18 protein-coding genes are annotated in these 12973 nt (G+C 37.6%); 1 reads left to right on the plus strand and 17 read right to left on the minus strand.

Annotated elements, in window-relative coordinates; genetic code table 11:
• Positions 1-114: 114 nt before the first annotated feature.
• The 17 genes from O3646_RS03090 to O3646_RS03170 all read right to left on the minus strand — a co-directional run bounded on the left by O3646_RS03090 (position 115) and on the right by O3646_RS03170 (position 11815).
• Positions 115-396, minus strand: a complete 282-nt coding sequence (locus O3646_RS03090; RefSeq protein WP_023917901.1) for a hypothetical protein — start codon at positions 394-396, stop codon at positions 115-117.
• Positions 397-515: 119 nt separating this feature from the next.
• Positions 516-1292: an Ltp family lipoprotein gene (locus O3646_RS03095; RefSeq protein WP_371610519.1), complete on the minus strand. Its 777-nt coding sequence runs from the start codon at positions 1290-1292 to the stop codon at positions 516-518.
• Between the two features lie 148 nt (positions 1293-1440).
• A complete protein-coding gene (locus O3646_RS03100; RefSeq protein ID WP_049485929.1) occupies positions 1441-1752 on the minus strand; it encodes a hypothetical protein in 312 nt (103 codons plus the stop codon).
• Positions 1753-1902: 150 nt separating this feature from the next.
• A complete protein-coding gene (locus tag O3646_RS03105; RefSeq protein ID WP_003006842.1) occupies positions 1903-2238 on the minus strand; it encodes a hypothetical protein in 336 nt (111 codons plus the stop codon).
• On the minus strand, positions 2226-2813 hold the full coding sequence (locus tag O3646_RS03110) for an Ltp family lipoprotein (RefSeq protein ID WP_049483180.1): 588 nt from the start codon (positions 2811-2813) through the stop codon (positions 2226-2228). Before O3646_RS03110 ends, O3646_RS03105 begins: the two co-directional genes overlap by 13 nt.
• Before the next feature lie 391 nt (positions 2814-3204).
• A complete protein-coding gene (locus O3646_RS03115; RefSeq protein ID WP_049483183.1) occupies positions 3205-3744 on the minus strand; it encodes an RDD family protein in 540 nt (179 codons plus the stop codon).
• Between the two features lie 84 nt (positions 3745-3828).
• The gene (locus O3646_RS03120) at positions 3829-5577 is read right to left on the minus strand and encodes a glycoside hydrolase family 13 protein (protein WP_371610520.1); all 1749 of its coding nucleotides are present in this window, start codon (positions 5575-5577) and stop codon (positions 3829-3831) included.
• A 200-nt stretch (positions 5578-5777) separates the two neighbouring features.
• On the minus strand, positions 5778-6797 hold the full coding sequence (locus tag O3646_RS03125) for a DNA/RNA non-specific endonuclease (RefSeq protein WP_371610521.1): 1020 nt from the start codon (positions 6795-6797) through the stop codon (positions 5778-5780).
• Between the two features lie 185 nt (positions 6798-6982).
• Positions 6983-7423, minus strand: coding sequence for a GNAT family N-acetyltransferase (locus O3646_RS03130; protein WP_049513988.1), 441 nt, complete (start codon positions 7421-7423; stop codon positions 6983-6985).
• 87 nt (positions 7424-7510) lie between these two features.
• Positions 7511-8029 carry a DUF3278 domain-containing protein gene (locus O3646_RS03135; protein WP_037615666.1) on the minus strand — a complete coding sequence of 173 codons (519 nt, stop codon included), beginning with the start codon at positions 8027-8029 and terminating at the stop codon, positions 7511-7513.
• Positions 8016-8216 carry a helix-turn-helix transcriptional regulator gene (locus tag O3646_RS03140; RefSeq protein WP_003003382.1) on the minus strand — a complete coding sequence of 67 codons (201 nt, stop codon included), beginning with the start codon at positions 8214-8216 and terminating at the stop codon, positions 8016-8018. The genes O3646_RS03135 and O3646_RS03140 overlap by 14 nt, the downstream gene beginning before the upstream one ends.
• A gap of 172 nt (positions 8217-8388) precedes the next feature.
• Positions 8389-8826 carry a hypothetical protein gene (locus tag O3646_RS03145; protein WP_049513956.1) on the minus strand — a complete coding sequence of 146 codons (438 nt, stop codon included), beginning with the start codon at positions 8824-8826 and terminating at the stop codon, positions 8389-8391.
• 11 nt (positions 8827-8837) lie between these two features.
• Positions 8838-9248 carry a hypothetical protein gene (locus O3646_RS03150; RefSeq protein ID WP_371610522.1) on the minus strand — a complete coding sequence of 137 codons (411 nt, stop codon included), beginning with the start codon at positions 9246-9248 and terminating at the stop codon, positions 8838-8840.
• Positions 9249-9351: 103 nt separating this feature from the next.
• Positions 9352-9906, minus strand: coding sequence for a hypothetical protein (locus O3646_RS03155; protein WP_371610523.1), 555 nt, complete (start codon positions 9904-9906; stop codon positions 9352-9354).
• Positions 9907-9933: 27 nt separating this feature from the next.
• Positions 9934-10407 (minus strand): hypothetical protein, encoded by a 474-nt coding sequence (locus O3646_RS03160; RefSeq protein WP_371610524.1) that lies wholly within the window; start codon positions 10405-10407, stop codon positions 9934-9936.
• 18 nt (positions 10408-10425) lie between these two features.
• Positions 10426-11277 (minus strand): CbrC family protein, encoded by an 852-nt coding sequence (locus tag O3646_RS03165; protein ID WP_371610525.1) that lies wholly within the window; start codon positions 11275-11277, stop codon positions 10426-10428.
• Positions 11278-11308: 31 nt separating this feature from the next.
• Entirely contained in the window at positions 11309-11815 is a 507-nt protein-coding gene (locus O3646_RS03170; protein WP_371610526.1) for a YfbM family protein, read from the minus strand.
• Positions 11816-11934: 119 nt separating this feature from the next.
• Between O3646_RS03170 and O3646_RS03175 the strand changes: the two genes are divergently transcribed.
• Complete coding sequence (locus O3646_RS03175) at positions 11935-12954, plus strand: hypothetical protein (protein ID WP_371610527.1); 1020 nt, start codon at positions 11935-11937, stop codon at positions 12952-12954.
• Positions 12955-12973: the final 19 nt, after the last annotated feature.

Below are 12973 nucleotides of genomic sequence, written 5' to 3' on the forward strand. Positions count from 1 at the left end.
ATCATGAAATATTGTTCATTTTTATTTACTAGTGTAAAAGTCTTCATACTAGTAAACAAAAAAGCGACTGCAATATTTCAACTACAATCACTCGTTCAATTGTGTGATAAAAAATTAACAAAGTATTATATAAGATTTTTTAATCTTGTGTTTGTTCATCTTTTCTTCAAAGACTTCCGTCATGATGACACGCAATTCCTCCCGTTCTTTTTCAGGAAGGTCTCTTTGACGCTTGGCCACGGCATAGAGTTCAGGATAGCGCATAGCCACACGTTCGATCGTCTTTGTTGTCGCATGCCCTCTGACAAAGAAAGGAATACGCTTGATCCATTCTTGCGGGCCAAGAGCGAGCAACTTCTTCGCCGCTTCCTTATCAGAAATCTCAGCTGTGCTCAAACCTCGATTGATTTGTTCTTGTTCTTTTTCTGTATAGTTCTAAAAGTTAAAAATGTGTTTGTTGATAAATTTGATTGTAATGGAATAACATTTAGATAAAAACATATCACTCTTATATTTTAGTTATCCCAATCTATTTTTGCATGTTCTATTGCATACTCAGCTTCTTCTTGAGTAAATTTTCTATATACAACAAGTTTTTCTAATAACTTTTCTTTCGTAATCTTACCACCGTTTGCATAAAATTCCGCTTTTTTCACAGCTTCCTCTTTCCAATCGAAATTACCTTGTTCTATGGCATAATCAGCCTCTTCTTGAGTAAATTTTTCAATATTTATAAGTTGCTCAACTAATTTTTCTTTCGAATAATGAAACTCTTGATATGATTTTGCTTTTAAAAGTGCTTGCTCTTTCCAGTCTACATTAAGCTTATTTAAAGCGTACTGAGTAGCATCCTCTGAATAGCTGCTGCCATACTTAGTAAGATAAATTTTAATTTGCTCCTTCGATAAATGCTTTTTTGACCAAGATTTAGCTTCTTCATATGCATATGTATAATCTGGATCTAGTAAAGTTGGAGGAAATAGTCTTTTCATAAACATATTCATTAATGATTCTAAATCATCCTTATTTTTTCTATCACTTGAAGAAGCGTATTCTTGTTTTGATGATTCTAAATCATCCTTATTTCCATCACTTGAAGAAGAGTATTTTTGTACAGGATTAGTCAACTGTGATCCTGAACGTGAATTTATCCATTTATTATAACTTATTTGATACTCAATTGCCATCAGAGCTAGCATTCCTGCAAATAATCCAAAAATTGTAAAAATAAATATCAAAAATTTTTTCATAATGACTACCTTTACTTGTTTTTTTCCAATGGAATCTTTCATCCTCTTGAACTACATTCATTAGTATTATACCATGAAATATTGTTCATTTTTATTTACTAGTGTAAAAGTCTCTATGCTAGTAAATAAAAAAGTGACTGCATTTCAACTGCAATCACTCGTTCAATGTGAGATAAAAAATAATAAAGGATTATTTAATCTTGTGTTTGTTCATCTTTTCTTCAAAGATGGCTGTCATAATCTTGCGGAGCTCTTCTCCTTCTTTTTCAGGAAGGTCCCCTTGACGTTTAGCCACGGCATAGAGTTCAGGGGATTGCTTGGCTACACGCTCAACTGTCTTGGTCGTCGCATGCCCTCTGACAAAGAATGGAATACGTTTGATCCATTCTTGCGGGACTAAAGCGAGCAACTTCTTCGCCGCTTCTTTATCAGTAATCTCAGCTGTACTCAAACCTTGGTTGATTTGTTCTTGTTCTTTTTCTGTAAAATCTTTTAATTCCATAGTAAATTCCTCATTTGTTTATCTAAGGACACATTATACACCTATGTAGTGAAAACTACAACTAAAGGAACCGAAAAATAGAGCAAGGGCAAGTCATCCCTCACTCTATCTCTTAATCGTAAAATCTTATGAAGGATATTAATTTCCGATTTACTGTGGAGCATCACCCTTTTGCTTTAAATAATAGTCACTTGCCTCAGTTAGTTTTTTATAATAATGATCGTAACTCTTACTAAATTGTCTAATCAGCGGAATAGCGACCTCATAGTAGTGATGGTCCATCAAAAATGTTTTCAGTTGATCTTGAATATTTTTCATTGGACTTGTTTTGTAATCATCACTGTTCAAATAGCGATCATAAATAGAAATTGTGTCCTTATTTTCATTATGCCACTTTTCATTACTTTCTATCGTAGCTATTTTAGATTCATCAGCCTCTTTTAAGTTCTTCAAATCAATAGTAAAATTATTGTTTAATTTAACCAATCTACTTGAGCATGTTCTATTGCGTACTCCGCTTCCTCTTGAGTAAATTTTCTATTTTCAACAAGTATTTCTAATAACCTTTCTTTCGAAATATTGCCACCGTTTGCAGAAGATTCCGCTTCTTTCACAGCTTCCTCTTTCCAATCGAAATGAACTTTTTCTATAGCATAGTCAGCCTCTTCTGGAGTAAATAGATCAACATCTACAAGTTGCCCAACTAACTTTTCTTTTGAATAATGAAACTTTTGATATGATTTTGCTCTTAAAACAGCCTGCTCTTTCCAGTCTATATTAAGCTTATTGACAGCGGACTGGGAAGTATACTCTGAATACCTGCCATACTTAGTAAGATAATTTTTAATTTGTTGCTTCGATAAAGGAGATTTCTCTGACCAAGATTTAGCTTTTGCATATGCCCTTGTACTTACTGGTACTAGTAAATTTTCTTTCGGTTCTGGAAAGCTTGATCTATGATGAGCCGCTTCATAAGCTCGAATATATTCATTATATATCATAGCTAACATTCCTAACATCAATCCAAACATTGTAAAAATAAATATCAAAAATTTTTTCATAATGAATACCTTTACTTGTTTTTAGTCTAATTTGTTATTTTGTGCTTAATAAAACAATATTGTCACTCAACACTAGGAGAATTAACTTCTCCAGTCACTCAAAACAATTCCTATAGAATCCTTCAATAACGGTTTTATTAATCCCTGTTTAAATATAGCAACTCATTCTTAATGATGTTAAAAAATGAGTTGGTTCCATAAAAGACTCAACATTTGTGACAGGACCACCAGGCAATGTCATTCCTTGCCTAGACTCTTTCTCACGATCCATAACAAGAACTCTATCGCCGTCTCTTACCATACAAAGATTTGTGAATTCTAGAGTCTCATTCATAGCCCTATTTCCTAGCTATGTTTCCATTTTTTCTTATCGACAGCCTAACATTTCATCCTAGTCACCTTTTAGTTGCACTTGCGTATGGGCTAGCAGGTCTCCTAGATGCCTCTTATCATTTCTAAACATTGTCATTGCCAGTAGCAAAACTGCGAGTAGAGTTGCTGAAAACGAGAGGATAATGGATAACACATCAAAATCACTATAGAAACCATGAATCGTGCCCATATGACCGAGTTGCCAAGGTAAAAATTTGATGACATTTCTAATCAAGCTAGCCTGCACTGTTTTTTTCTGGTAGACCAATTCAAGTCCCGCTTTTACCTTCCCAAAACTGCCACCATTTTTATAATCAAAGAATGTGAAAAGGAGCGTGATTGGCAAAATAGAGGTGAAAAATACAAGCCACTGCGACTGAATTTCTGTAAACTCTGGGACACCATTAAAAAAGATGATGTAAATAAGCATCGAACCTAAAAACAGAAGAACTAGGTAAGCTAAAATGAAAAGATAATCAAACAGAAATTCTGTCATTCTTTTTTTTAACGAAATAGGATTGATTGCTAACATCTTCATCACCGTCTCCCCCCTTCTCATCTCCTATTATAATATAAGGGTGCGAATAAAGATACTATTTATAAAAAGAAGCCCGCAATCTCTCGATTCCAGGCTTCTTTCTTACTAATCTTCCCTATAAATAACAAATCCATTTGGTTGGATGATCAATCGATCATCGGAAATGGTCCCATGGCTGATCAGATCTGCTTGTCTTCTTTCTAATACAAATTCTTTCTTAGAGTGGTTAAAGTAGGCTTTGAGAATGTGACCTTCATGCTGCCATTCTACTGCCACTACATCTGGCTCTACTTCTTTCAGACTCACTTTACCATGCTGGATAACGCCCGCTACTTCTTTTCGGAGCTGGATCAAGTCCTTCATAAAGTTCAGCATGTCATTGTCTGCTGACACGCGCTCCCAAGGCATGACACGCCGGCAATCCGGGTCTGGGCCGCCGATGAGGGCTAGCTCCGTCCCATAATAGATACAAGGCGTACCCCGTTGCAGATAGAGGAAGGTGAGAGCAGACTTGACAGACTGAAGATCCCCTTTGGCCGTCGTCAAGATGCGCTCTGTATCATGGGAGTCTAAGAGGTTAAACATCACCTCAGAAATCTGCTGCCTGTAATACATGGACTGGCTATTGATTTCCCAAATGAAGCGTTGCGTCTCCTTATGCCCCCGCAGGAAATAATCCTTGATACTTTCAGAGAGGGGATAGTTCATCACCGCATGGAACTCATCGCCCTTGAGCCAAGGTTGGGACGAATGCCAGATTTCCCCGAGGATATAGAGATCCGGCTTCTTGGCCAAGACCGCTTTACGGAAATCCCGCCAGAATTGATGGTCGATCTCATTGGCCACATCCAGTCGCCAAGCATCAATATCAAACTCTTCAATCCAGTAAGTCGCCACCTTCAAGAGATAGGCCTTCACCTCAGGATTAGCCGTATTGAGCTTAGGCATAAAGCCCGCAAAGGCAAAAGCATGGTAAGATAAGTTGCGACTATTCCACAGATTTTCTGAGGAGACAGGGAACTCTTTGATATGGAACCAGTCCTTGTAAATCGAATCCTCCCCGTATATGACCACATCCTGCCATTGGGGTGAATCATAGCCAATATGGTTGAAGACGGCATCCAGCATGATCTTCATCCCACGCGCATGGGCCTCTTTCACTAGCTGGCGGAAGGTCTCCTTATCTCCAAAATGTCGATCAATTTCAAAATAATCAATGGTATCGTACTTGTGATTGCTCGGCGATTCAAAAATCGGGCAAAGATAGAGCCCTGTAATCCCTAGATCCTGCAAATAGTCCAAGTGATCGATGATCCCTTGCAAATCACCACCAAAGAAATCCAATACTTGAGGAGCAATAGAGGCATCCCAAGGACGAACACCTTCTGGGGAAATGGCTGGATTCCCATTGGCAAAGCGCTCAGGAAAGATTTGGTACCAAACCGTCTGAGCCACCCAATCTGGAACAGCACACCCATCAATCTCATGGATAAAGGGAAGCTTAAAACCGTTCATGACGAAGTCCAGGTTCTCCTTGTTGTAGGCTGCCACACCCCGATCTCCGTACAAGACCTTCTCTCCCGCTGTGTCCTCTAATTCAAAGAGGTACTGGATCCGGGCATGGCGGACAGATACCGACACTTGCCAATAATCAAAGAGGTCGTCTGTCGTCACCTTGTCCATTTCCTTAGTTGCCTCATAAAGATCCTCTATAAAAACAAAGGGATCCCCATAGTGCAAGACAATCCGTTTGATATCTTCTTTCTTGGTCCGGATGCGAATATGGAGCTGGCCATCCTTATAAAGATAGGCGTACTCTGATTCAGGCCTGTGATAAATCGCTGTTAATTCCATCTGTCTCGTCTCCTACTATACTCTCTTTTCATCATTTACCGTTTTATGCAAACGATTCCATAAACTATTTCTAGTATACTACTTTATAAAAACGTTTGCAAGATTCTGAGAGATAATTTTAGATTACAAGCTTTTTAAGATTGTAATGCAACACAAAAAGCCCAGCAATTGGGCTTTCTCATTATCAAAATAACTTATACTCATTCCTTACTTGTATGCCGCTTTCCAAGACTTAGCGCTTGCTCTTCTGACATTTCAACTACTTTCGCAAAGTTGGTATTTCGTGGCATGCTATCTTTAGAATACCAATAAACATCCGCACTCCCATTTCTGGCCACATAAACCACTGGAGCTAGTTGAGGAGTTGGTGCTGCAGGCTCGACAGGTTGGACTGGCTGAGCTGGCTCTACTGCTTGACTCGGTTGAGGGGCTTGACTTGGTTGCGTCTCTACAGAAGGGCTAGCAGGTTGAGGTTGACTACTTGGTTCTGTCGGCACTAAAGATGGCTTGGCAGTCCCCTTCAGATAGTCAATGGTCGCATTCTTAGAGTAGTTATCCAAGGTAACGGTGGTAATCCCATAAGCATCTACTGACTCTTTGGGACTACTTAAATTGATTGGTAGAAGGTTGCCATCTCGATCAATTCCTACATATTGCAAGGTCACCTGCCGAGGAATCAATTCATCCCCCGTATAGACAGGCGTCACCTTATAATCCAGCCAATAATTGGGGTGGGTGGCCAGCCAGCTATCGAGTCGTTTCTCGTAGTAGAGCATGCCCTCCACATTACTATCCGCTGTCCCTTTATAATTCCCCGTATTGGTCCAGGCAGTTAGAGGAACCAGATTTTTCCCTTCATCGGTCAGTCCACTAAATTGATAACCAATCAGATGCCCTCTATGGAACAGCCAGGCCTTCTTCCCTTTGTTTCCATAAGCAATCTTATAATTGTGCCAGCCAACCGGATTATAGTTGAGACGTGGTTCTCTTTTTTTCTTTGGCTCATCCTTGTCCTGAAGCTGAATATGGGCTGAGGTCGCACGACCTAAATGATCAAAATCCCCCAGTACAAGCTGCTTACTGCCATTAAAAGGCAGTAGATGAAGGCTCTGGTAATCGAGGCCCGTTTGCTGAGCTTGAGCCCCTTGAACAACGGCCAAGGACATAAAAACCGAGACCAGCGTAACAATAACATTTTTCAAAAACCGTTTTGTAACCATGATTGAAACTCCCACATTTCTATCTAGTGATATTATAGCAGAAAAAACGGTTACAGACATAGAAGATAGGCAATTTATTCTCCTATTTCAATTAGATTTTATAATGAGTTTGTTTTTACTTTAATATTCTTTAGTATATAAAATACGGACTATTATTTTAATACATAATATGATACACAACTTTCCTAAATCAACTTATATTCATACCACTCTTCATCTACTTTCTGAAATCCCAAAGCCAAAAACATTCTTTGACTTTGAGTATTAAAAGGATAAATTTGAGCGGTTACCTTAACCATTTTTTTCTCTCTGGCCAACTGTATCATTTCAGAAATACATCGTCTTCCGATCTGTAAATTCTGATACTCTTTGCTGACCACTATTGAAAGTTCCGAGTTATCTTGAAGTGTCACATCTCCAACCAACACTCCCTCATATTGGATATAATAGCACGAACCATGTGAAGTTAGGTAATCATACATTTTATGAAGTTTTGTTACATCGTAAATCTGATCAGTATTATCCACTTGTTTGCAAACCTCACTATCCTGATACCAAAGAAGGGAGATGGCATCATTCCTATAATAAGGAATAAGAGTGATCTGTTCGTCTACTATTCTATTCATTCTTACTTTTTCTTTCATCATAAATGGTTTCTATTTCCATTTAGCTCTATCTTATCAGAAAAATAACCGGTCTTATTTCTGATGGATCTAATCCCGGATCACTTTGATTTTTCTTCTATTTGCAATGAAATTACTCAAGAAACTAATCATGGTAATCAGCCCAATGACAAGAGGGAAAATAAAAGTGAAATACATTTCAAAGCTTATCTTATTTTCTTGTAGCAATCCTGTTCTCCAAAGACCAATCGCAACAAAAATAGCTAGTCCCATCACAATCAAGGTTTGAAGGAAAGTTCTTTTTAGCATCTTTTTCTTTGCCTCTCCTACTTCATCTTCTGAAACCTCATAGATGTCGAGTTCCAAACGATGAATCACTTGCTCTTGTTGGTACAGGGAGTAGCAAAATACTAAAAACGTGATCACACTGACATAATCCGTATTAAACATGAAACTGAGCAGGAATCCAAGGATAATTCCCGACATAAAGAGCATGTACATGTTGTTCCCAAAAGTACTCAATTCTTTTTCCTTGTATTCGTCAAGCTCACCTGTAATATCGTAGAAAGCTTTCACACATTTCAATTGCCAGTTTTTATTCATCATCATCGATCCTCCAAAATAAAGAATTCAAATCCGTCCCAAGCTCTTTTGCTAGATTGATACAGAGATCTAGGGAAGGGTTATACTTCCCATTCTCAATCATATTAATCGTTTGCCTGGAAACTCCAATACTTTTTGCCAAAGCCAATTGAGAAAGTCCAAGATTGACTCTGTATTCTTTCACACGGTTCACTTGGCACCTCCTAAATGTAAATGTGTCAAATATATTTGATACATTTATTTTACAATACTAGTTGCCGGATGTCAACTATATTTGACATCATTTCCTAAAACTATTTTCTCAACTTTAAAAGCATTAAAAAACGATAGACGTCTGTAGCTATCGTTGTGATTTCTTTTATATACTATCTAGAGGTTTCTTCCGATACTTCAATATTCCCCATCAACCAATTGGACATCTTTTTTCCCTTGTCTTTATAAGGGTTGGGAGGAAACAAGGTAAATGGGGGAATGCTGGCATCGGGGAAGAATAGTTCTACGTTTATCGTTCGCTCGCGATTATGATTGACGTAGGCTGTAAAATAGATATGGTAATGTCCACTCACATCACCACCATTATCATACTCGCCCCTAGCAGTATTTGGTAATAAGGTTACAGATCCTATGTCCTGCTTTTCCTGGGCTAAGTGTGCGATGATCTCACTCTTAATAGCAGCCTCATGATTTCTGACGAAATTCCCATCATCACTGTATCCAGGATGCTCACTAAGAGAATAGAAAACAATGACCATCAGAAAAGGTAGAGAAATTAAAAAAATAATTAGCTTATTCGATTTTAACATGGGGGTCCTTACTAATCTGAATCAATATTAAGAAATCTCACCTTATAGCCATCTTTGGTATATAAAAATTCTAATTGAAGGGTCATATCCACTAATTCTGAATTAGAAGTCATCTCATAGTCAACGGCAAACCCAGAATGATCATTATAATCATAAATCTCCAATTGAGAATACTCATAAGGTGGATGGAAATTACATGCCACTCCATATTCATCAATCGTGTCAAAATCATTTAATTCAAGTGTTTTTTCAACATATCCAAAGAATTCATTTAAATCGTCAATCTCAAATTCGTCAACATAATTCTTTATATCTTCATAATTTTTTAAGTGAATATCTTTTAAAATATTTGTGATAACCTCTATAACTTTTTCTATTTTATAACTATCATCTCTCTTTTTAAATCTATCGAAAAATCCCATAGGGAAATCCTTTCTCACTGTACATATTAGTTTACTGAGATGTACTTATTCCATCGCTTTAAGGGCCTATCCAAATAAGAATAAGCCTGATTTTTTATCTAATCTAGGAATTATGAATTAATTGCACCAATTCTACTTCTGAAAGATATCCATGATTGTATAGTTTACTTAACAAGGCTTCATCTACGGTAATTTCATAATAATCTGTCACAAACTCATGAAATCTCTCAAAGCTATCAAAGAGGTAAGATAGCAACCATTCTCCGCCATCCTGATCTTGGTAAGTCTGTTGATGCGCGTGACCGTCATACCAGATAAAGAAGGTTGTTTCATCTTTTTGTTCTTCTGAATAAAGTGAGACATACTTTCCATCCAGTCCTTTATAAAAACTATCGATGATATCTTGATTCCACTCGTCAGCACCAAACTGGCTTAAACTACTTTCATGATCAAAGCCTTTTATAAGGATCATTTTATCAGTCAAAATCACATCTAAAGAATCACCAGATCCATTATCAATAAGATAGCGGACTCCATAGTCTCCCTCAGTCTTAATCACGAGTCTGAGCCAATCCTCACTCGGATCTGTCAGATATTCGTCAATGACTAGCAAGGCATCTAAGCGAGTCTTTATCTTGTCCCAATTAATCTTTCTCATCTCTAAAAAACCTCCATCTTATTCTTGCTATTTATCAAGATCACAAGCCCTATAACGAGCTGTTAGATAGCCTGAAAAGCTAATCTGAGGGATATTCCACTCATTGGGCAAATAAATGGAACAATCTACCTGATCACTTAGAGGGGAACTTGCTGAGAAGACATATCTTCCCAAATCCTCATTATTAGGATTTCTTTCAACTTGACTCAATCTGCTAGTATTGAACCAGTTTTTAAACAGTAGCCAGATTTGCTCGGCATCTTCATTAGATAACGTGGTTTTCAAGTTGTAGCTGATTCCGACCCTACAACTTTTTTTGAATCCTGACTCATCAGCCTTACAAACTTTTATCGATCCCTTATCATACTGCCAGTTATCACTATCTAATAGGGGAAATTGAACAGATAGATTGTCTTTAAATCCCTGCATAGTATCAAACAAATCTTTGGAGGCAGCTTCAAATAATTCTAGTTCATCCATAGTCTTCTCTTTAATTTTCATAGCTAATCACATTTCGATTTAATCTGCATCAACCCAGATCTGGTATTTTTGACAATGTAGACATCTAAACAAATAACCACAGATAGGCCCGTCTTTAACCAAGTAATCTTCTACATCTTTATATTCTTCACGCGCTTCGTAGTCTGCCAAGACTTGCTCAGCGATTCCCATAGCTTTCAATTCTCGAGTTCCAACTGTACCCAAGTAAGCACAGTAATCTTGGCAACAAGAAAGCCAATATTCTCCCTGCCAACTAGAGTAGCCTGGGGTCTGACAAAAAAGCAGCTGATTCTTTTCTGGATCCAATTCACCTTGCCACTCGGCATCTTGGATAAATTCTGCATCGAATTTCTTAGCTGCTAGCCCACTTTCAATACAAGTTGGGCAGAGATGTTCTATTTCTTCAATACTATAGGGTCTAAGAGCATAATAAACATTACTTTCATTCCCACAAGATGGACAAAGCTTGGCTTCTCCTTCAACAAATGAACCTGTAGCTAAGGGATCTGGATGATAGAGAAAATGAGGCAAGTTTTTTAACAAGTCCTGTCTTTGCTTCTTCTCTTCTTTTCTTAGAGGACGAGGAAGGGCAAAACGATCGCCATGACTCTGACTCATTTCTTGTAAACGGTTCAGTTTCTTTAATTGTTTTCGGTCTGGTTTATCTAAGATTTCGGTAAATAAGCTATAGGCACTAGTGTAGAGACCCAATTGGTCATAGAGGTCAACTAAGACTTTTTTAGCTTCTAAATCCTCAGACTTAGCTAATTCATCAGCCAAATCATAGAGTGCCGCAACACTGGAAGAATTTCCATCTTGTTCCAGGTATTGCTTTTTTAAAGTAATATACTTTTCTAGAAATGGATTCATGGGACTACCTTTCTAATGGAATATAAAAACCTTAACAAATAGTCACTAAGACATTCCCCTTGTGGTTTAAGATTTCCTTGTAAAAGTCTTTCATTTTGACAAAGCAGGTTAAAATATCATCCTTGATTTCTTCCTCTTCCTCAAGATAATCCCAAATATCAGGATACAAGTCGGCTTTCTTGCATGCTTCCATACTAAAGTCTTTCAAAGCCTTGTCCATATCAAATTCTTCTAAAGCTTGACTGATAGCCGCAATTCTCGATTTTTCAGTATAGGCGATATATTCAGATACATCCTCTAGAGGAGTCACCCCTAAAACAGCTTCTCTCAAGGGATTGTCATCCAAAAATTCTGAACTACTAAATCCTGTCATAACAAAGAGAAGAGCATCCCACATTTTGTCGATATCTATTAAGATATCATGAGTGTCAGCGGAGTCCTCAGCAAAGTCTAACAAGTCATCTTCTTGGTTAGAAAGAGCTTTTATTTGTTCTAATTCATTGTCTGGTAAATATTGATAATTGGCAATCATTCCCATGATTTTTCTCCTTTGAATCTTGTAGGATAATACTGATATTTCTAGCTCTATTTCTATAGAAAATGCTATAATGGAGCTAAGAAATTGTTTTATTGAATGTTAAATAAAGGGAAATAGTAATGTTCACTAGTATTGTTTTGGGTTTTTATGCTCTTTTCTTTCTATCCTTGTCCTTTACTATCTATCTCTATATCAGACTTGTAGTTGCGGTTAAAAAAGGCAAAGACATTCCCAAATGGATTTACAAACTTGGCCATGCTGTTCAAGGAAGAATTCACGTTGACTATGAAGAAATCACTGATGCTAACGCCCTTAAAGAGATTCATTGGTTCTTGCTGATCTATTTAATCGTAAATCTACTCGTATTGGCTGTCCTCTACTATCATAGTAATAGCTTTCCTCAAGCCATTTATGAATGTTTGAAAAAACAATTTTTCATCGTACTTGTTAGTATGGTTTTAAAAAGTATTGGTAAATTTGTTGTACTGGCTATAAGCAAAAACTTTCATAACAGTCATGTCTATGCATCAACCAACGCTGTTATCGGGACAGCTTTTTTAACAAGTTATGTTTTTATGTTCTGCATGATGATGAGTGGTCTTCCAGCTCAACCAGTTCCAGTAACCATTCAAGATACCACTGTCATCATCGGTGAAACCAAGGCTTCCGAGCTTTTAGACCAAGGCTATACCTTTGGAGATAAAGGCGCAGAGAGTTCCATCACCAATCCCAAAAACGACCACTTCTACTACGGTCAGCTTCTTGAAGTCAAGCGGGATGATCAGTCCTGTGGCTTTATGAGCCTTACTCCTACGGGAAGAGATACTGATCAACTCAAAAACTGCGTCATCACCTATTACAGAACACCTAAGGATAGCAAGCAACTAGAAAAAATTTCCATCAATCATGTCAAGCTAGCAAATCTCAAACTCCAAGACTTTCAAACACGAAAATTAATCGATATCTTTGAAGTCAATCCGGCTGATTATAGTGTCTCTGACACAGATGCCAACTTTATCCTAACCATCCAAACAGCAGATTACGACCTCTGGAAAAGATATCGGATTGAAGCCAAGTTCAATTCAGATGGTTCCCTAGATAGTTATGGTGTCAGGGCCCAGCATAGTCAATGGGAATGATTGACCATTTCCCCTTTTA

Origin of the sequence: Streptococcus sp. 27098_8_148 (genome assembly GCF_041432105.1) — a bacterium.
GTDB lineage: Bacteria > Bacillota > Bacilli > Lactobacillales > Streptococcaceae > Streptococcus > Streptococcus parasanguinis_AE.